Annotated in this window: 19 protein-coding genes; 8 read left to right on the forward strand and 11 right to left on the reverse strand. The window is 69.4% G+C overall.

The genetic code is table 11. From position 1 onward, the window contains the following. Nucleotides 1–98: 98 nt before the first annotated feature. The 5 genes from EVU97_RS14240 to rraA form a co-directional block, all read right to left on the reverse strand. A complete protein-coding gene (locus tag EVU97_RS14240; protein ID WP_047313019.1) occupies nt 99–743 on the reverse strand; it encodes a hypothetical protein in 645 nt (214 codons plus the stop codon). A 119-nt stretch (nt 744–862) separates the two neighbouring features. Continuing rightward, complete coding sequence (locus tag EVU97_RS14245) at nt 863–2119, reverse strand: acyl-CoA desaturase (RefSeq protein ID WP_129666713.1); 1257 nt, start codon at nt 2117–2119, stop codon at nt 863–865. 14 nt (nt 2120–2133) lie between these two features. After that, on the reverse strand, nt 2134–3216 hold the full coding sequence (locus EVU97_RS14250; protein WP_129666794.1) for a ferredoxin reductase: 1083 nt from the start codon (nt 3214–3216) through the stop codon (nt 2134–2136). Nucleotides 3217–3304: 88 nt separating this feature from the next. Then, nucleotides 3305–4510, reverse strand: coding sequence for a hypothetical protein (locus tag EVU97_RS14255; RefSeq protein WP_129666716.1), 1206 nt, complete (start codon nt 4508–4510; stop codon nt 3305–3307). 81 nt (nt 4511–4591) lie between these two features. After that, the gene (rraA, locus tag EVU97_RS14260) at nt 4592–5107 is read right to left on the reverse strand and encodes a ribonuclease E activity regulator RraA (protein ID WP_047312555.1); all 516 of its coding nucleotides are present in this window, start codon (nt 5105–5107) and stop codon (nt 4592–4594) included. 98 nt (nt 5108–5205) lie between these two features. Here rraA and EVU97_RS14265 point away from each other — a divergent pair, with 98 nt between their 5' ends. Next, entirely contained in the window at nt 5206–6099 is an 894-nt protein-coding gene (locus EVU97_RS14265) for a hypothetical protein (RefSeq protein ID WP_129666719.1), read from the forward strand. 13 nt (nt 6100–6112) lie between these two features. Here the strand turns inward: EVU97_RS14265 and EVU97_RS14270 are convergent, their stop codons facing one another. From EVU97_RS14270 to EVU97_RS14280, 3 genes are all read right to left on the reverse strand, one after another. Then, on the reverse strand, nt 6113–6844 hold the full coding sequence (locus tag EVU97_RS14270) for an AraC family transcriptional regulator (protein WP_129666722.1): 732 nt from the start codon (nt 6842–6844) through the stop codon (nt 6113–6115). 96 nt (nt 6845–6940) lie between these two features. Next, complete coding sequence (locus EVU97_RS14275; protein WP_129666725.1) at nt 6941–7597, reverse strand: response regulator transcription factor; 657 nt, start codon at nt 7595–7597, stop codon at nt 6941–6943. Then, a complete protein-coding gene (locus tag EVU97_RS14280) occupies nt 7594–8721 on the reverse strand; it encodes a sensor histidine kinase (RefSeq protein WP_165357983.1) in 1128 nt (375 codons plus the stop codon). The genes EVU97_RS14275 and EVU97_RS14280 overlap by 4 nt, the downstream gene beginning before the upstream one ends. Before the next feature lie 87 nt (nt 8722–8808). On the opposite strand from EVU97_RS14280, the gene EVU97_RS14285 reads away from it, so the two are divergent. The 3 genes from EVU97_RS14285 to EVU97_RS14295 all read left to right on the forward strand — a co-directional run bounded on the left by EVU97_RS14285 (nt 8809) and on the right by EVU97_RS14295 (nt 13986). Then, nucleotides 8809–9588: a GAP family protein gene (locus EVU97_RS14285; protein ID WP_165357984.1), complete on the forward strand. Its 780-nt coding sequence runs from the start codon at nt 8809–8811 to the stop codon at nt 9586–9588. A gap of 98 nt (nt 9589–9686) precedes the next feature. Continuing rightward, nucleotides 9687–13295 (forward strand): proline dehydrogenase family protein, encoded by a 3609-nt coding sequence (locus EVU97_RS14290; RefSeq protein ID WP_118914293.1) that lies wholly within the window; start codon nt 9687–9689, stop codon nt 13293–13295. A gap of 142 nt (nt 13296–13437) precedes the next feature. Continuing rightward, nucleotides 13438–13986 carry an LURP-one-related/scramblase family protein gene (locus EVU97_RS14295; protein WP_129666733.1) on the forward strand — a complete coding sequence of 183 codons (549 nt, stop codon included), beginning with the start codon at nt 13438–13440 and terminating at the stop codon, nt 13984–13986. Nucleotides 13987–14043: 57 nt separating this feature from the next. On the opposite strand, the gene arfB is transcribed toward EVU97_RS14295, so the two are convergent. Both arfB and EVU97_RS14305 read right to left on the reverse strand, forming a co-directional pair. Next, nucleotides 14044–14484 (reverse strand): alternative ribosome rescue aminoacyl-tRNA hydrolase ArfB, encoded by a 441-nt coding sequence (arfB, locus tag EVU97_RS14300; protein ID WP_047312551.1) that lies wholly within the window; start codon nt 14482–14484, stop codon nt 14044–14046. 8 nt (nt 14485–14492) lie between these two features. Further along, complete coding sequence (locus tag EVU97_RS14305) at nt 14493–14933, reverse strand: MarR family winged helix-turn-helix transcriptional regulator (RefSeq protein WP_047312550.1); 441 nt, start codon at nt 14931–14933, stop codon at nt 14493–14495. Between the two features lie 110 nt (nt 14934–15043). Here EVU97_RS14305 and EVU97_RS14310 point away from each other — a divergent pair, with 110 nt between their 5' ends. Beyond that, nucleotides 15044–16204 carry an MFS transporter gene (locus tag EVU97_RS14310; RefSeq protein ID WP_129666736.1) on the forward strand — a complete coding sequence of 387 codons (1161 nt, stop codon included), beginning with the start codon at nt 15044–15046 and terminating at the stop codon, nt 16202–16204. 14 nt (nt 16205–16218) lie between these two features. On the opposite strand, the gene EVU97_RS14315 is transcribed toward EVU97_RS14310, so the two are convergent. Then, a complete protein-coding gene (locus EVU97_RS14315; protein WP_129666739.1) occupies nt 16219–17715 on the reverse strand; it encodes a serine/threonine-protein kinase in 1497 nt (498 codons plus the stop codon). Nucleotides 17716–17792: 77 nt separating this feature from the next. Here EVU97_RS14315 and EVU97_RS14320 point away from each other — a divergent pair, with 77 nt between their 5' ends. The 3 genes from EVU97_RS14320 to EVU97_RS14330 are packed head-to-tail and all read left to right on the forward strand — an operon-like array spanning nt 17793 to nt 19485. Continuing rightward, on the forward strand, nt 17793–18083 hold the full coding sequence (locus tag EVU97_RS14320; RefSeq protein ID WP_047312549.1) for a YciI family protein: 291 nt from the start codon (nt 17793–17795) through the stop codon (nt 18081–18083). Continuing rightward, on the forward strand, nt 18083–18463 hold the full coding sequence (locus EVU97_RS14325; protein ID WP_129666742.1) for a DUF488 domain-containing protein: 381 nt from the start codon (nt 18083–18085) through the stop codon (nt 18461–18463). The genes EVU97_RS14320 and EVU97_RS14325 overlap by 1 nt, the downstream gene beginning before the upstream one ends. Further along, nucleotides 18460–19485 (forward strand): alpha/beta fold hydrolase, encoded by a 1026-nt coding sequence (locus EVU97_RS14330; RefSeq protein WP_129666744.1) that lies wholly within the window; start codon nt 18460–18462, stop codon nt 19483–19485. Before EVU97_RS14325 ends, EVU97_RS14330 begins: the two co-directional genes overlap by 4 nt. The last annotated feature ends 24 nt before the right edge of the window (nt 19486–19509 follow it).

A 19509-nucleotide genomic window follows, 5' to 3' on the forward strand; every position in this document is an offset into this window, starting at 1 on the left:
ACAGCCACCACACCCCGTGAGAACCCCGCCCTGGCGCGGCAAACACAAAGTGGCGCCCGGCCGAAGCCGGACGCCACTTGCTCGCCTGGAGCGATCGATCAGCGCATCGCGCGACGGCGGCGTGCGACGAGGACGACGCCGGCACCTGCGATGAGCGCTGCCGCGGAGCCCGTGGCGGTCAGGGCGGTGGCGTTGGACGACTGCGTGACGACGCGGTCGGTCTGGACAATGGGGCCGGCGGCCGGCGGGGCCGTCTCGGCGGGCTGCGACGGGGTGGCGCCGGGCACGCTCGGCATCTCCCCTTCCATGCCGATGAGCTTGGTGAACCAGGCCTCCCACTCGGCTTCGGAAGCGTCCATGGAGGGCAGAGCCGGCAGACCGAACATCTTCGCGACCTTGTTCGCCCACGCCTCGAACTCGGCGTCGGAGGCGTTCATGGCGGGCAGGGCCGGCAGGCCGAACATCTTCACGACAGCGTTGACGAAGGCGTAAGCCTCGGCCTCGGTGGCGTCGGCGCCCGGGAAGGCCGGCAGACCCATGGTCTTGGCGGCCTGCGTCAGCCACGCCTCGATCTCGGCGTCCGTGGCGTTCTCATCCGGGAACGGGGGAAGCTTCGTGGCGGCCTGGGCGACGGCCGGAGGCACCGTGGGCGTCGGCGTCGGAGCAGCGACGGCGGGGGCGGCGAAGGAGAGGGCCACAGCAGCGGTGCCGAGGCCCGCGAGCGCACGGGTCTTGAGCGACATGTGAGTCAACTTTCGTCGGGGCCCATATCGTTCCGATCGGAGCATGCGGGCGTGATACAGGTCATTATGCGGTACGCCACAGGAATCGTGCGATTCCTGTGGCGCGCCGATCGGGGAACTCAGGCAGCCCGGTAGGCGGCCCACTCCTCGCGGGTCGGCACGGCGAGCACGCAGATGTTCTTCCACGTCGAACCGAGCTGACGGCCGAAGCGTCCGGTGTTGTAGGGAAGCCCGTAGCGGCGGCAGATGTCGCGCACCTTCGGGGCCACCTCGATGTAGCGGTTGCTCGGCAGGTCCGGGAAGAGGTGGTGCTCGATCTGGTGGCTGAGGTTGCCGGTGAGGGTGTGGAAGACGCGGGTGCCGTCGATGTTGGCCGAGCCGAGCATCTGACGCACGTACCAGTCACCGCGCGTCTCTCCGTCGATCATCTCCTCCTCGAAGGTGTCGACGCCGTCGGGGAAGTGCCCGCAGAAGATGACCGAGTGCGCCCACACGTTGCGCAGCGCGTTGGCGGCCGCCGTGCCCCCGAGGGCACGTGCGGCGATCGACGCGAACCGTGCGGGGCGTCCGAACGCCTTGCCGACGACGGCGCCGACCGCTGCTGCCGCGAGCGGCGTCGCGATGTAGTCCTTGAGCACCATGCCGACGGCCTTGTCGCGCAGGTCGCGCAGGTCGGACATCATCTGCTCGCGGGTCTTGTACCCGGCCTTGTACTGATCCCATTCGATGTCGTAGCTCGCGATGCCCCACTCGAACGTGGGCGCGAGCAGCGCGTTGACGAGTGGGTTGAAGACGTCGCGCGGCTTCCATGGCTGGTCGTCGGAGACACGCAGGATGTTGTAGCCCACGTCGCGGTCCTTGCCGATGACGTTGGTCCACGTGTGGTGCAGGTCGTTGTGCGTGTGTTGCCAGCCCTTGGCCGGCGCCACGAAATCCCACTCCCACGTCGTGGAGTGGATGTCGGGGTCGCGCATCCAATCCCACTGCCCGTGCAGGATGTTGTGCCCGAGTTCCATGTTGTCGAGCACCTTGCCGAGCGCTATGAGCCCGACGCCCGCGCTCCACGCGATACGGCTGCGCGCACCGATCATGGCGACTCGGCCGGCGAGCTCTGTGACGCGCTGGATCTTGACCATCTTCTTGACGTAGGCCGCGTCCTTGGCGCCGCGCTGGGCGAGAACCTCGTCACGGATGGCGTCGAGTTCGGCGCCCAGGCGCTCGACGTCCTCGTCGGACAGGTGCGCCGCCGTCGGCGGGCGGACGGCGACGTGGCCGCTCGTGGGCAGAACGCCGGTACGACGTTCGGGGTTCGCCGCGGCGCGACCCGTCTTGCGGTCGAACGCCCCGGCCTTGGGCTCGGTGGTCGTGGCAGTCATGACAACTCCTGAACTTACGCGTCGAGGTGCACAGGCCCAACGGCTGCGCTGATGCAGGTCTGGATGAGTTCACCTTCGTCGGAACACAGTTCGCCCGAAGCAAGGTTACGGACGGTGCCGCTGACGAGCGGCGTGAGGCACGTGCGGCAGATGCCCATGCGGCACCCGGAGGGAAGCAGGACGCCGGCGTCCTCGCCGACCTCGAGGAGGGAGGTGTTGCCCTCCGCAGTGGCTTCCTTGTCGGACTTCTCGAACGTGACGAGCCCGCCACGCGCGTTGGGGTCGGCGAACAGCGTCGGCATGAAGCGCTCGACCGTGAGCTCGTGCGGCAACTCTTCGGTGTGCCAGAGCTTCTCGGCGTCGTCGAGCATGGCTTGCGGGCCGCAGACAAACGTCTTGCGGGAGCGCCAGTCAGGGCACAGCTTGTCGAGCTCGTGCGTCGTCGCGAGATCGAGACGCCCCTCGTGTGCGGTGAAGCGGTGCACGAGCGTCAGGCTGTGGTGCTCGTCGTTCATGCGCTTCAACTCGTCGAGGAACAGCGTCTCGTCCGGCGTGCGTGAGGAGTGAACGACGACGACGTCCGCGTCGTGCCGCTTCGGCAGCAGGGTGCGCAGCATCGACATGACGGGCGTGAGGCCACTGCCGGCCGTCAGCATGAGGAGCGGACGCGGGCCACTGGGCAGAAGGAAGTCGCCCTGCGGCGGTGCGAGGAAGAGCACATCACCGCGCTTCGTCGTGCGGACGAGGTGCGTCGACACGCGACCCACCGCGGTGACGGTGATGGCCGGGTCGTGGCCCTCGGCCGTGACGAGGGAGTAGGAGCGCCAGTTACGGGCACCGTCGATCTCGACGCCGATGCGCGCGTATTGACCGGCCTTGTGCGGATCCCACCCGCCGCCCGGCTTGAACTCGATGGTGGCGGAGTTCGGCGTCTCGTGACGCACGGCCGTGACGACGCCGCGCAGCTGGCGGCTCGAGACGAGCGGGTTGAACAACCGCGCGAACTCCTGCGGCGGCACCGGCGAGGTGAAGACCTCGGCGGCACGCCAAGCGGCCCGCCGGAAGCGGGCAGGCTGCTGCGAAGCCGAAGGAGTCATCGAACCATTGTCCAGTACGTCAGGATCAAATTCCTCCGAGGAGGGGGTAAAACGCACTGGGCTTTTCGTCCCTTGAGGACAACCGGGGTCAGCGTCCGGTGCGTGCTCGCCACTCACGCCGCGTCTCACCGGGCCGAGGCAGGTCATCGGAGGAGGCGTCGGTTTCACCCTCGCTCGCACTGTCGTCGTGGCTCTCCGAGAAGCCCGACTCAGGACCCGCAGGGGCATCGGTCGGCGGGGGAGCGCTCGACGTGCTCTGACCCTCGACGGTTTCGGGAGCCTCGGGGTCGACCTCGAATTCGGGCACCTCACGGCGGGCATCGAACTCGTCCTCGGGGGAGGCGGGGTCGCGGGTGTCACGTGAGACGCCTGCCGGCGGGCGGGAACCCGCCTCGGTGTCACCGCCCTTCCAGGCGCGGTGTTCCTCGTCGGTCCGCACGACGCCGTCCTCGCCGAGCACGAGGCCCTCGGGCAGGTCTTCGTCAGCAGGCGGCAGGTCGGAGGGAATCTCGGGCTCTTCGTCGCGGAAGGTGGGGCCGACTCGCTCGTCGGGTGCCTGGTAGCTCGAGGTGTCTGCGACGCCGAACGGCGGGAACCCCGCGAGCAGTTCGACCTGACCCACGACGACGGACCCCGGCGTCGGGGCGCCTTCGAGAGGCAGCGGGGTGCACAGGTCGACCTCACCGCACACCGTGGCGATGCGCGAGACGAGGAACTCGTGGCCCGTGAGGGAGTTCTTCTGCACCTCGGCGAACTGGACGGTGCCGCTCAACGTGGCGAGCGCGTCATCCGCGTTGTCGCTCGGGAGGAAGGTCTCGATCTCCATCGTGGGCGGCCACGCGAGCCCGAACTGCTTGACCTCGGCGGGCGGTTCGCCCTCGAAGCCGGGTAGTGCGCTGCGGGGCGAGTCGAAGAAGTCCTCGGCCGTCGGGAAGAACTCGGTGTCGATACCCATGGCCACGAGCGCCACACGTCCGACGGGCGCCCAGCCGACGGTGTAGCGGTTGTTGGGTACAACTGTGAACGGGTCGAGCTCGAAGCCCGAGACATCGGTGAAGACGACCTGCGCGAGGCCGTTCTCCATCGGCGTGATGCCGCGGTACGGCGTGCGAACGGGTGTTGAGAAGCCGGGGCGCGCGTACTGCGCGTTGCGGTCGAGGAACAGCGTTGCGCCGCTGGAGTCGACCCAGAGGTTGGTGCTCGACAGCTCGTGCACCGGCTCGCCCTTCTCGCGGACGATGCTCGCCAACGACGAAGGGTCGGTGAAACCGATGCACGCGACTGTGGAACTCATGATCCAAAGGTAGGCGAGCGCCGTGCCCGGTGCCACCTATCGAGGGGCGATCAGTCGAGTCGCAGGGCGCGCCGGTCGGTGTCAGGCGACGGTGGAGAGGCGCTTGGCGTTCTCTGCTGAGGTGACGACGACGCCGTCCTCGTCGCTCCACAGGTGATCGCCCGGGGTGAACGTGGCGCCGCCGAAGCTGACGGGCACGTCCTTCTCGCCCTCGCCGGCCTTGGCCGACTTGCGCGGGTTGGTGCCGAGCGCCTTGACGCCGAGGTCGAGCTCGTCGACGGCAACGCTGTCGCGGATGGCTCCGTTGATGACGACGCCCGCCCAGCCGTTCTTCACCGCGGCCTCGGCGATCATGTCGCCCATGAGGGCGCTCTCGACGTTGGCGTCGCCGTCGACGACGAGCACCTTGCCCTCGCCGGGGGAGTTGAGGGTCTCCTTGACGATCTGGTTGTCGCGGAAGCAGCGGACCGTGACGATCGTGCCGTGGAAGCGGGCCTTGCGTCCGAAGCGGCGGAACTGCGTCGAGCACGAGTCGAGGGCGTCCTCGAGTTCGTCGTAGAGGTCAGCGGTCGTGATTCCGGCGTTCGTCTCGGACATGGGTGCCTCTCGTGTGGGTGCGGCCTGACGTGGGTACCACCCTAGAAGTCGAGCGCTCGTGATGGGGCGCAGTGCGCGCGGTCGGTCAGGATGGTGACGTGACCCACTCGTCCGACGCACAGCTGCGTGCCCAACTCTTCGCTTCCGGCGTCCCGATGTTCGTGCGGCCGAAGGACCGGCTTCGGGGGCTGTCCGGGCGTTGCGCCGCGCCCTTGCTCACCGTGCTCGTCGTCCTTGGTGCTCTTGGACACCTCGTGGGCGTGGCGGAGGGTCTCGGGTCGACGCCTGTCGAGCAGGTCGCGGGGAGCGCGCAGGCCGACATCCTCGTGACCATGAGCGTTCTCGTGCTTTCGCCTGTGTGGCTCGCCGTGTTCGCCTGGGTGGCTTCCTTCCCCGAACGGCTCGTCCTCGTGATCCTTGTTGTGCTCGCCGCCTACGTCGGAGCCGGCGCCGTCGGCCTGTGGGCCCTGCGATGCGTGGGGCGCGAGCTCGGCACCCTCGGGACGATGGTCGGACGCGTCCTTCCGGTGATGACGCTCACGACGCTCTTCATGTTCTTCAACGCCGAGGTGTGGCAGGTCGTCCGCCACCTCTCGATGGGCAGGACGTGGCTGTTGGCGCTCGTCGTCAACGGATTGGGCCTGGTGTTCGCACTGTTCGTCTCACGCGACGTGCTCGGTGACCGTCAGGACCGTTTCGCGCGAGCCGAGCCCGGCGCCCCGCGCCTGCGTCCCGGCGAGCGAATCAACGTGCTCGTCCTCGGTTTCGTCGTGACACTCGTGCAGAACGTCCTGCTCGCTGCCGTCGTCTTCTGCTTCTTCACCGCCGTCTCCACGAGCGATGCGACGTACCGCCGAGCGTTCGTCGACCCCGCCTTTGAGGAGGTCGAGGAGGCCCTGCGGGTGCGTCACGCCTATCTCGCGACGGGCAGCGACGACAACCCCGGCGCCCCCGACAACCCGGACAACATGGCCGAGAACTCGGCGTCGTGACGCCCGTTCGGCGTCACATGGACTTGCGGTAACGGCCCGGCGGGATGCCGACGAGGCGGGTGAACGTACGGCTGAACCCCGCCTGGTCGGCGTAGCCGCAGAGGTCGGCGATCTGGGCGAGCGGCATGTCGGAGCCGGTGAGCAGCCCGCGGGCCACGTCGATGCGCGTCGAGAGGATGAGTTGGCCGGGCGAACGCCCGAACACCCGACGGCAGCGGCGTTCGAGGGTGTCGACCGAGCATCCCGCCACGCGGGCGAGATCCTGGGACGTGACGTTCTCGCCGAGATGGGCGCGGATGTGCGCGACGACGGCGCCGAGCGACGTCATCGTCCGGTCGTCCGCCGCACCCTCCCCGACGTCCTGCGACATGCTGACGACGCCCGTCACCCGCCCGTCCTCGTCACGCAGCGGCACCTTGGCGGTGACGTGCCAGCGGAACGGGCCGCCCGGTGCGCGGATGAGTTCCAACTCGTTGAACAGGGGGCGTCCGCTCGAGTGGACGCGGGCGTCCTGCTCCTCGTAGCGGTCGGCGAGTTCGGCGACGAACAGTTCACCGGCCCGGCGCCCGAGCACCTCGGCGCGGGAGCGCTGGTTCGTGCGTTTGACGAAGGTGGGGTTGACCGCGATGTAACGGCCGTCGGCGCCCTTGACGCAGAACATCGTGCCGGGAAGGTGGTCGACGAGTTCGAGCACCGCGGGCCCCAGAGCGCCTGCGAGGGCGCTGAGTTCGGGGCCGTCGGGCATGGATCAAGAATACGGGTGCTTCAGCCCAGGATTTTGTAGACGTTCCGCGCTGTATACGACGCCGAATGTCTACAGAATCACCCGGACGCGACGCGCTCAGGGGACGAGGCCGGCGCGGCGGGCCGCAATGGCGGCCTGAACCCGGGTGGTGCACCCCAGCTTCGTCAGGATGCGCGAGACGTGCGTCTTCACCGTCGACTCGGCGATGAAGAGCGACGACGCGATGTCGGCGTTCGACAATCCCTCGCCCAGCGCTGCGAGGATCTCGCGCTCGCGGTCGGTGAGATCGCTTGGCCATGTTGATCGTTCGTCAACTGCAGGCGGGCGCTCGGTCGCGACGAAGCCCGTGATGACGCGGCGCGTCACCTCAGGCGAGAGCACGGCTTCACCGGCGGCGACGCGACGCACCGCGTCGGCGAGAGGGCCGGCGTCGATCGTCTTGACGAGATAGCCGTCGGCGCCGGCGCCGAGGGCTCCGACGACGTACTCGTCGATCTCGAAACTTGTGAGCACGAGAACGCGTGACCAACCGTTCGCGACGATCTCGCGGGTCGCCGCGATGCCGTCCGTGCCCGGCATTCGCACGTCCATGAGCGTGACGTCGGGGCGCAGGCTGCGCGCCTGCGCGATGGCGACGGCGCCGTCGCGCGTCTCGCCGACGACCTCGATGTCGTCGCATCCGTCGAGGATGAGGCGCAACCCGGAGCGGATCGCCGTGTGGTCGTCGGCGAGCAGGACGCGAATGTCGGTCATGCCACCACCTCACCAGAGTCGAGCGGAATGACGGCGTGAACGCGCCACCCTCCGTCGTGCGGACCGGCCTCGAAAACGCCGCCGAGCGAGGTGACACGCTCCGACATCGACGTGAGGCCGTACCCGCCGTCGCTCCTCGGACCGACTCCACACGGCGAGTCGACGGTGATGGTGAGGTCGCCGTCACGCTTCACGACGAGCTCGGCTTGCCCTCCGGGGCAGTGACGCTCGACGTTGGTCAGCGACTCCTGGACGACCCGGTAGGCCGCGTGCGCGACCTGGGGTGGCAGATCGCCGAGAAGTGCCGGCTCGTACCGGTCATCGATCTCGAGGCCGCGACCGCGGGCTGCGTCCACCGCATCCTCGAGGTTCGACGGTGGCATCGCCGGGCCGCCGTCAGGCCGCAGAACGGCGAGCATCGAGCGCAGTTCGCCCATGGCCTGCTTCGACGTCGTCCGGACCACCTGCAGAGCCTGCGGTGCGACCTCCGGATTCGCGAGGCCCGCCTCGGCGTGGATCGTGATGGCCGCGAGGTTGCCCGACAGTGCGTCGTGAATCTCGCCGGCCATCGCCTCGCGCTCGCCTCGACGGGCCTGCTCCTCGCGAAGCGCCGCCATGCGCGCCAGATCCTCGGCGCGAGCTCGTTCGGCCTCGACGAGGTCGGCCTGCTGCTTCGCCGACTCGCCCCACCAGTACGACGTGCCGAGGACCGCGAAGACAGTGAGCGCCGCCATGATGGCGACGCGTAGGTCGCGGGTCGCCACGAGCGTCAGCACACCGACGGCTGCGATGACGGCGACGATGACGTGGGCGAGGCGGTCGGCGATCCGGCCTCGTCCGTAACGCCCGGCCGCGTGGACGAGTTCGATGAACACGAGCAACGACGCGAGGCTCCCGCCGAAGAACCCCTCGGCGACGAAGACGAGAACGCCGACGCCGAGCGCGGTGAGCGGGCGCCCACGCCGAACGGCCATGAGCGCACAGAGCACCGCGAGGGGTGCGAGATGCCACCACCGTTCGAGTGTCCACGGCGTGTCCGTCCACGTCTCGACAAGACCAATCGGCACGAGGGCGACACCCAGCGCGAACATGCCGAATGCGCCGCGCAGGTCACGGCTCGTCACGGGAGCGGATGCAGGTTCGGCGGTGCCACGTCAGTCATTGCAGCACGCCACCGGCCCTCATGCGTCCGTCGAAAGGATGACGCCGGTGTGCGTGAACGGCACTTCCTGCCGACGCGCGAGTACGGCGCGCGCGAGCACGCTGAGCGCATGGACCTCGAACTCGCTCTCACCCTCGTGGTGCTCGCGCTCGTCGACGCGACGAGTCTCGGTACCCTCGTCATCCCGGTGTGGTTTCTCCTCATGCCCGGACGGCCACGCGTGGGTCGGATGCTCACCTACCTTGCGGCCGTCGTCGGCTCGTACGTCGTGCTCGGTTTCGCGTTGCTCGCCGGTGCCCTCGTCTTCCTCGAACGGATCTCGGCCTGGTTCGCAGGGTCGAGCGGAGCCCACGTTCTGCTCGCCGTCGGAGCCGCCATGTTTCTCGTCGGCGTGTGCATGCCGACGAAGAAGGACGCCGAACCAGGACGCCTCATGCGCAGGATCACCACCTGGCGCGACCGGGCGATGGGCGCCGACGGCGACGCCGGCGTCAAGGCCGTCGTGGCGCTCGCCGTGGTGGCCGTCCTCGTCGAAGCGGCGTCGATGGTGCCCTATCTCGCGGCGATCGGTCTGCTCTCGGCGGCACCGATGTCGACGCCGGAGCGGGGCCTCGCGCTCGTCGCGTACTGCCTCGTCATGGTGGTGCCCGCCCTCCTGTGCCTGGCGGCGAGGCTCATCCTGCACGAGCGCATCGAGCGACCGCTCCAGCGCTTCGGGGCCTGGATCGAACGCACGAGCCACGAGAACCTCGCCTGGGCGCTCGCCATCATCGGGTTCCTCCTCGTGCGCCACGCGTGGATGGCCGGCGCCCGCCCGCCCTGGATGTGACCGGAACATTCGCTTCTGCCCCGTCATTGCGCGCAATCCGCGGCCACGCTGCGGCATTTGGGCAAGACATACGGACCGGTAGGGCGAACACTGACGGTATGAGCCAGATCACTGACGCGCCGCACACCCCCGCGGCGCCCGACATCGACCCCACCGCCGTCTTGCGCGACCTCGCGGACGAAGCCGTCGCCCTCGCCAAGAAGTGGGGCGACGCCACCGAAGCCGGCCAGACGAAGGCCGAGAAGCGCACGAGCGATCAGCTCGGCGCGCTGCTGCGTGACGAGAAGGGCCTCGACCTCGCGGTGAAGTTCGTCGACCGCGTCGCCCGTCCCGAGGACAACACGGCGGCCGCGCGCGAACTCGCGCGCCTGTCGTCCAACGAGGCCACCGGGTTCATGGGGCGCATCGACGCCGCGCTCATGGGCATCGGTTCGCGCGTCGCCACCCTCGCGCCGCCCGTCGTCGTGCCCGCCGCGCGCAAGCGCCTGCGTCAGCTCGTCGGTCACCTCGTCGTCGACGCCAGTGACCCGACGCTGGGCAAGCACCTCGCCAAGGCGCAGGCGGACGGGTTCCGCCTCAACATCAACCTGCTCGGCGAAGCCGTGCTCGGTGAGGCCGAGGCCGCTCGTCGCACCGAGTCGACCCGCAAGCTGCTCGCGCGCGACGACGTCGACTACGTCTCGATCAAGATCAGCTGCCTCGTCTCGCAGATCTCGACCTGGGACACGGAGGGAACGGTCGAGCGCGCCCTCGAGCGCCTGCGCCCGATCTACCGGGTGGCGAACGAGGCCTCGCCCAAGAAGTTCGTCAACCTCGACATGGAGGAATACCGCGACCTCGACCTGACGATCGAGCTGTTCACGCGACTCCTTTCCGAGCCCGAGTTCCATGACCTCGAGGCCGGCATCGTGCTGCAGGCCTACCTGCCCGACGCCGTGCCCGCGCTCGAGCGACTCATCGACTTCGCGAAGAAGCGCAAGGCGGCCGGTGGCGCCGGCATCAAGGTGCGTCTCGTCAAGGGGGCCAACCTCGCGATGGAGCGCGTCGAGGCCGAGGTGCACGACTGGGAGCAGGCACCGTACACCTCCAAGGAGGACGTGGACGCCAACTACCTCGCGTTCATCGAGCGCGCCACGCGCCCCGACGCGATGGAGGTTTGCCGACTCGGTGTCGCCTCGCACAACCTCTTCGACGTCGCCGTCGCGCACCTGCTGTCGGAGAAGCGTGGCGTGAGCGACCACCTCGACGTCGAGATGCTGCAGGGCATGGCGCCCTCGCAGGCGCGCGCCGTCAAGGCCGACGTGGGCACGGTGCTGCTCTACACGCCGGTCGTGAAGTCGGAGGACTTCGACGTCGCCGTCTCCTACCTCATCCGCCGTCTCGAGGAGAACGCGGCCGAGCAGAACTTCCTGCACGCCATGTTCAGCCACGACGACGAGGCCGACGACAAGTACAAGTACGTGCGCGACGGCCTCACCGGCACCGGTCGCCTCACGCCCATGGAGGATCAGGAGCGTCGTTTCCGCGAGTCCGTGGACGCTCTGGCCTCGACGCCCGTCGGGCCGCGCCGCAGCGCCGAGCGCAAGCCGATCGGTGACTACTTCGAGAACACCGCCGACTCCGACCCGGCGCTGCCGGCCGTGCGTGAGTGGGCGCTCGCGGCAGTGACGCGTGAACCCGCGCCGCTGACCTCGCCCGAACTCACGTCGCTCGAGGCCGTCGACGAGGTCGTGAGCCGTGGCGTCGGCGCGCACGAGGCCTGGGCCGCTCGCCCCAACGCGGAGCGTGCCGCGCTGCTGCGCGAGGCCGCACGCGAACTCGAGAAGCGTCGTGGTGACCTCATCACCGTCGCGGCCGCCGAGGGTGGCAAGACGATCGATCAGGTCGACCCCGAGGTCTCCGAAGCCATCGACTTCGCGCGCTACTACGCCGACAGGTGCGAAGACCTCGTCAGCGGAATGGCCTCGGACGGAGCGCGATTCGAGCCTCACAAGCTGACTCTCGTCACGCCGCCGTGGAACTTCCCCGTCGCCATTCCGATCGGTTCCGTGCTCGCGGCGCTCGCGAGCGGATCGGCCGTCATCATCAAGCCGGCGCCGCAGACGGTCGGCTGCGTCGAGGTCGCGATGGAGGCCCTGTGGGCCGCCGGCATCCCGCGCGAGGTGGCCCAGGTCGTGCGCGTCGAGGAGAACGAGAACGGCAAGGCGCTCGTGTCCCACGAGGACGTCGACACCGTCATCCTCACCGGCTCGATCGAGACGGGGCGCCTGTTCGCCGGCTGGCGTTCGCGTCACGCCGGTGGCCCGCGCGTGTTCGGCGAGACGAGCGGTAAGAACGCCCTCGTCGTCACGCCTGCGGCGGACCTCGACCTCGCGGCCGCCGACCTCATGAAGTCGGCGTTCGGCCACGCCGGTCAGAAGTGTTCGGCGGCCTCGCTCGGCATCCTCGTCGGCTCGGTCGGCTCCTCGCGCCGTTTCCGTGAGCAGCTCATCGACGCCGTGGAGTCGCTGCGCGTCGGCTGGCCGAGCGACCTCGGCACGACGATGGGCCCGGTCATCGAGCCGCCGTCGGGCAAGTTGCTCAAGGCGCTCACGACCCTCGAGGAGGGCGAGACGTGGCTCGTCGAGCCGAAGCAGCTCGACGAGACGGGTCGCCTGTGGTCGCCCGGCCTCAAGGACGGCGTGAAGCCCGGCTCCTTCTTCCACATGACCGAGGTCTTCGGGCCCGTGCTCGGCCTCATGCACGCCGATTCCCTCGAGGAGGCGCTCGAACTGCAGAACGCGACGCAGTTCGGCCTCACGGCAGGCATTCACAGCCTCGACGAGGACGAGATCGAGTACTGGCGCGAGCACGTCGAGGCCGGCAACGGCTACGTCAACCGGCACATCACCGGCGCCATCGTGCAGCGCCAGAGCTTCGGTGGCTGGAAGGAATCGGTCATGGGCCCGGGCGCCAAGGCCGGTGGCCCCAACTACGTCGCACAGTTCGGTACGTGGGTGGCGGACGGCGTTGCTCGTCAGGGTGCGCCGGTCATGCCGCGCGTGCGGGACCTGCAGGAGATCCTCGCGCCCCTCGCGCGTGCCGAGGACGACGCGGCGTGGCTGCTCGCGTCGCTGCGTTCGGACGCCTACGCGTGGCGTGAGGAACTCGGTATCGAGTCCGACCCGTCGTCGCTGCGCGCGGAGAGCAACATCTTCCGTTACCGCCCGCAGCCGCGCGTCGTCGTGCGCGCGGAACTCAGCGAGGGTCTCGACGCCGACGACCGGGCAGCCGACCGCACCCTCGTCGAGGTGGCGCGTCTCGTGCTGGCCGCGCACCTCGTCGGTTCGTCGGTTCGCCTGTCGTGGGACATCGCTCTGCAGCCGGCGCTCAAGCGACTCGAGGAGACGGGTGAGGGCCGCCAGGCGCTCGCGTGGCTCGACCGCGTCGGCGAGGTGGAGAGCTCCGCGCAGTTCGTGTCGTGGGCTCGCGCGCAGGCGCTCGACGGCGAGTCGCTGCGTATCCGCATGGTCGGCGCGGACGCCGACGGTGAGACCGCTGCGGCGCTCGCCGAGGCACCTGCTGCCGACCAGGGCGCCAGCATCACGCCGCTGTTCGGCGAGGTGCTCTCGACCGGCCGTCGTGAGCTGCTGACGTTCCTGCGCGAGCAGGCGATCAGCCGCACCCTGCACCGCTTCGGTCACGTGCCGCCGGAGCTCGTGCGCTGATCGACGCCACGAAAGGACGCGCCTCGCAGTCGACGCTGTGGGGCGCGTTCTCGTGTCATCGGCCCGGTGTCGCGGCGTCGGGGAGTGACGGTGGCAGCCGCGCGGCCACCATCTCGTGTCGGGAATCGGGCACCATGAATCCGTGGCACTTCTTCAGTCGGACGTTCTCGTCATCGACCAGGTCACGAGCTTCATGGGTAACGACTTCGCCATCATGGACGCCGGTGGGCAGCCGATCGGGCGCATCCGCACCGACGGTGGTGCTCTGAAGCGCTTGGCCCTCGGCAACCGTGAACTCACCATTCTGGACACCGACGGCTCCCTGTTCATGCGCATCGACGACGTGATGAACTTCGGGCGCGACCGCTACGTGCTCTTAGACCCAAGCGGTCATCAGTTCGGCGAGGTGGTCAAGGAGTTCACGTTGTTCTCCAAGCGGCTCACCGTGAACCTCCCGGACGCGACGCTGCAGTTGTCGGGCAGCTTCTTCGAGCGCGAGTTCGAGGTGGTCGGCCCCGGTGGACCGGTGGCTCGCGTGTCGCGCCGGTGGCCGGGCATCGGCGCGGCGTTCCTCGGCAAGGAGCGTTACGTCCTCGGGTTCACGCCGGGGGTTCCCGGCCCGACTCGCGCCGCGATACTGGGCGCGGTCGTCGCGCTCGACCTCATCCGAGCCAAGGGCCAACAGGGTTAATCCGGCTTCTCCTCGGCTGAACCGGGTGAGCGTCCCCCGGGCGCCGGGTCAGGCGTCTCAGTCGAGGCCGGGCTTGCGACGCTGCTGCTTCGTCACGCTGCGCTGCTTCTTCGCCTCGAGGCGCCGCCGCTTCGAACCGCGCGTCGGCTTCGTCGGCCGGCGAGGCACCGGTGGGGCGAGCGCCTCACGCAGGAGGGCAGCCAGGCGCTCGCGGGCGGCTGTGCGGTTGCGGCGTTGCGAGCGGTGCTCGGCTGCGGTCACCGTGAGCACCCCGGCCGCGAGCCGCGCGTCGAGGGCTGCGAGCACGCGGGCGCGCTGGGTGTCGTCGAGCGCGCTCGTCGTCGTGAGGTCGAGGCTGAGCTGCACGCGCGAGTCGGTGGTGTTGACGCCCTGACCGCCCGGCCCGGAGGCGTGGGAGAACTGCTCCTGCAGCTCGGCGGCGGGGACGCGCAGGCCACGCGGGGCGCCAGGCCCCGGCATCACCGACAGATCGTCCACGTCAGAAGTCAGTGCTTCTCGACGAAGGCGACGAGGTCGGCGAGTTCTGGCTTTTCCCGGGCTGATTCGAGCGAGGCGGCGAGGACACGGTCGTGCGTGGGGCGGGCCTTCTCGTAGGCGGCGCGACCTTCCGGCGTCAGCTCCGTGTAGATGCCGCGCCGGTCGTCCGCGCAGATGATGCGCGTGAGGTAACCGCGGTCTTCGAGTCGGTTGACGAGCCTCGTCGTCGCGGAGGGGGAGAGGGCTGCTGCGCGCGCCACCTGCGCCATGCGGAGGTGGAACGTGCCGTCCTGGCGCGACAGGGCGTCGAGCACCGTGTACTCCACGACGGTCAGGCCGTGGCCCGCGACGAGCTCCTTCTCGAGACAGGTCTCGATGTGTCCGTGGAGTGCGGCGAGCGTGCGCCAGCCCGAGGCGCGGACCTCGACGGCGGTGTCAGCGATACCCATGAATTCAGTGTACGCCGCTTGCAATAGAGCACGTGTGCAACTAACGTCACGCAAGTTAGTTGCACGCGCGGTATGTTGCCGTATGGAATGAACCTCGAAAGGGTGCACTCATGCCTGTCGGACTGCTCGCCCTGGCCCTCGGTGGCTTCGGCATCGGGCTCACCGAATTCGTCATCGCCGGCCTGCTCACCCCGGTCGCGAACGACCTCGGGGTCTCCGTGCCCACGGCCGGCTACCTCGTGAGCGGTTACGCCCTCGCGGTCGTCTTCGGTGCGCTGGCGCTGCCGCCGCTCCTCGCGAAGTGGGCGCCGAAGCGTGCGCTGCTGCTCCTCATGGTGCTGTTCGTCGTGGGCAACGCGATCTCGGCACTGGCACCCGGCTACGCCGCGCTCCTCGCCGGACGTGTCGTCGCGGCCCTCGCGCAAGGCGCCTTCTTCGGCATCGGGTCCGTGCTCGCCTCGGCCCTCGTGGCCAAGGAGAAGCAGGCCGGCGCCATCAGCATCATGTTCGGTGGGCTGACGCTTGCCAACGTCCTCGGCGTGCCGATGGGCACCTTCGTCGGTCAACAGTGGGGCTGGCGGGCGACGTTCGCCACCATTGCCGTCGTCGGAGTCGTCTCCTTCGCCGGCATCGCAGCGCTCGTTCCGGACGCCCGCGCCGAGTCGTCCGAACGTAGCCTCCGGGCCGAACTGGCCGTCTTCTCCCGGGCCCAGGTCTGGTACTCCCTCGGCATGACAGTGCTCGTCTTCGGCGGCATGTTCGGTGCGTTCATGTACATCGAGCCGCTGCTGACTCGCGTCACCGGTTTCGACGACGGCGCAGTGCCGTGGCTCCTCGTCCTCTTCGGCGGCAATGTCCTCGGTGGGCGCCTCGCCGACGCAGCCCTGCGCCGCACCCTGACGACGTGGACGCTCGCGCTCGGCATCGTTCTCGTGGTCTTTGCGCTCGTGCCGGGCAACAAGGTGGCGGCGGCAGCACTCCTGCTCGCCATGGGCTTCTTCGGGTTCGGCACGGTGCCCGGCCTGCAGATGCGTGTCATGCGCTACGCCGACGAAGCGCCGACGCTCGCGAGCAGCGCGAACATCGCCGCGTTCAACGTCGGCAACTTCCTCGGCGTGTGGATCGGCGGCCTCGCCATCGCGGCCGGCCACGGCTTCGGTTCGCCGCTCTGGGTCGGCGCAGGCTTCGCGTTCGCGGGCCTCGGAGTGCTCCTGTTCGCCGACGCCCGCAGCAGCGCCCGCTCGACGGCAGCGGCGGCAGTGGCCTGCTGACCGCCGAGTTGCGCCTACTGGCGGCGAAGCTTGCCCTCGGCGAGTGCAATGCTCTGATGATCCTGCGGCGAGCAGCGCTGCGCTCTCAGCTCGAGCACGAGGCTGCGCACCCCCGTGACGTCGAGCGAGAGTGCTTTCGCCTTTTCGCTCGAGAAGTTCACGGTCTGTTTCGTGTCGCCGTCCAGGCGCACGACGACGGTGCCGGTGTCCCCCGAGGGGTTGGGGCGCGCGTTGAAGCCAGCGAGCAACTCCATCTGAGTGAACTCACCGTCGAGGGTGAAACGCACCGGACGGGTGCAGGTGGGGGGCGTGAGATCGCGGGCGACGACGGCGTCGTCGAAGTCACGCCCGTCGATCGTGGCGCTGTTCTTCTCCGCCTCCGAGCCGGCGAGACGACTGGACAGTGGAACCACCGTCGGTTGCGCCCGTGTCGTCGACGAGGAGGTGGTGGCCGATGGTTTCGACTTCGTCTGCTCCGAGCCGGTGTCGCGCAACAACAGCCACGCGACGAGCGCGACGAGGCACAGCCCGACGACGAGCCCGACGCCGAGCGCGATGCTGCGACGGTGCGACGTGCTCTCGTCGTCATCGTCGGAGACGGTCTCGGGAGAGCTTCCGGAGGTCGGCAGTGCCGACCCGATGAGTCGCGTGGGGGGAGAGGCGTGCAGGGGAGCGGGGGCCGGCATCCCGGCGAAGCGCGGCACCATGTCGGCCAGCTGCGCCGCGACGGCGGAGGCGTCGTCGGGCCTGTCTCCCGGGTTCTTCGCCATGAGCGCCGCGACGAGGTGCCACAGCTCGTCCGGCATGCCGTCCGGGCGTCCGGGCGCGTGGTCGGCGTGCATGCGCAGGAGCGCGACCGGCGAATCAGAGCTGAACGGCACGATGCCGCACGCCATTTCGTACAGCGTGATGCCGAGGGCGTAGAGGTCGCTGGCACGCCCGCTCGGCAACCCGTCGCCGAGCTCGGGCGCGAGGTACTGCGGGGTGCCGATGACGTTCGCCGTGCCGACGTGCCCAGTCGCCGTCACGGCGAGCGAGGCGATGCCGAAGTCCGCCAACTTCGGCTCGAGGCCGTTCGGGGTTTCGTCGAGAAGCACGTTCTCGGGCTTGAGGTCGCGGTGCAGGACGCCCGCGCCGTGCACCGCTGCGAGGCCGGCCGCGATCCGCGAACCGAGGGACGCCACCTCCGCAGGCGGAAGATTGCCGCGCTGCTGGAGCAGGCCGCGCAACGACGGCCCGCCGATGTAATCCATGACGATGGCGAGGCGCGGGCCCTCGACGACGAGGTCGTGCACGCGGATGACGTGAGGGCTGCGCAGATTGACGAGCAGGTTGCGTTCCTGGAGGAAACGCGCGACGACGGTGGGGTCGTCAGCCATCTCGGGGCGCAACAGCTTGAACGCGAGGGGGCGGCCGTCGACATCGCGACCGGCCCACACCTGACCCATCGCGCCCGCGCCGATTCGACGTTCGAGCACGTACCGGCTGCCCAGCTGCCAACTCTCCGACACGTGGTTTCCCTCCCTGCCCCGATCGCCTCGATCTTATGGTCTGCCCGGTGTCACTGGTGGCGAGTAGGCTCGAAGGCATGGCGATTTTCGCGGTCTCCTACCGCTACAGCGACGACGTCGCCGCGCGCGACACCCACCGCCCCGAGCATCGCGAGTTTCTCGCGCAGTGCGAGGGCCTCCTGCTCTCCGGGCCGCTCACCGACCCGGCCGGCGCGCTGCTGCTCGTCGCAGCCGACAGCGCCGAGCAGGTCGAGCAGCGTCTCGACGGCGACCCGTTCCGCCGTGAAGGGGTCATCGTCGAACGCGTCGTCCGCTCCTACGACCCGGTGCTCGGCAGCCTCGCGGACGCCGTCGCCGCCCACCGCTGATGGCCACCCCCGACATCGAGGTGGGCAAGGTCCACACCGCGCGCGACGGTGAGGCGATGCGCGTGCTCGTCGACCGGTTGTGGCCCCGCGGAGTCTCGAAGGAACGAGCAGACCTCGACGAGTGGGCGAAGGACGCCTCCCCGAGCACGGACCTGCGCAAGGAGTTCCACGGCGGAGATCTGAGCTTCGAGCAGTTCGCCGACCGCTACCGAGCCGAGCTGGCCGACGGTGACGGTGCCGACGGGCTGGAGAAGCTCGCCGAGACCGTTCGCGACACCGACGGGCGCGTCCTCCTCCTCATCGCCGGTGACCCGACCGGTGACAACCACGCTCAGGTGCTCGCGCAGGCGCTGCGAGAGCAGATCGGAGAGAGCTCGTGAGTCCCGCCTCAGAAAACGAACCGGGCAACTCGAGCGCAGCCCTGGCCGCCGACGCCGACGTTCTCGACGCTGCCGCGGCCGAGGCGCTGCTCGCCGAGTCTCTCGCCACGAACCTCGACGAACCCGAACCCGACCTGCCGCCCATCACGACCGTCGAGGTCGACGGCGTCACGGTGCATCACCGCGACAGCGGCCACAACGTCTCGGGGCCCACCTACGTCCTCGTCCACGGTCTCGGCGGGAGCCTCGCGAACTGGGAGCCCGTCTGGCCCTACCTCGCGCGCCTCGGGCGGGTACTGACACCCGACCTCGCCGGCTTCGGGCGCACCGAGGCCGACGCCGGCCGTTCCGCGGTCGGCGACAACGTCGACCTGTTGAGCGCCTACCTCGACGTCGTGGACGCGCGAAACGTCGTGCTCGTCGGCAACTCGATGGGCGGGATGATCTCGCTGCTGCTCGCCGCGAAGGGCCACCCGCAGCTCGAGCGGCTCGTGCTCGTTGACGCGGTCGTGCCGTTCGGCCCCAAGGTGCGTCCGAACCCCCGCGTCGGTCTCACCTTCGCGCTCTACATGTGCCCGCCCCTCGCGCGCTTCGTCGTGCCGCGCTACGTCCAGCGTCGCGGCACCGACCAGATGGGCCTCGACGGCGTACTCGTCGTCGTGGCCGACCGTCGTCGCGTGCCGCGCTGGGTGTGGCGCCGGGCCGTCGAGGAGGCGCGGGCACTCACCGAGATCCAGAGCGCGGTGCCCTCCCTTGTGCGTGCTGCGCAGTCGATCGTCATCGCAGGAGCGTCGCGAAGCTACCGCCGCGCGCTGGCCGAGGTGACGGTGCCCGTCACGTTCCTCCAGGGAGACGCGGACGCGCTCGTGCCTGCCCGCGGCGTGCGCGCGGCGCTCGCGAGGGTTCCTGAGTGGAACTACGTCGAGGCCGAGGGCGTCGGCCACGTGCCGATGTTCGAGGCTGCGACCTGGACGGCTGCCGTCATTGCGGGCCGGATTCGCGGAAACATCACGAATATGTAACGGTAGGTGACTCGTGGGCGATGA

Source organism: Dermacoccus sp. 147Ba (assembly GCF_004151355.1).
GTDB classification, from domain to species: domain Bacteria; phylum Actinomycetota; class Actinomycetes; order Actinomycetales; family Dermatophilaceae; genus Dermacoccus; species Dermacoccus abyssi.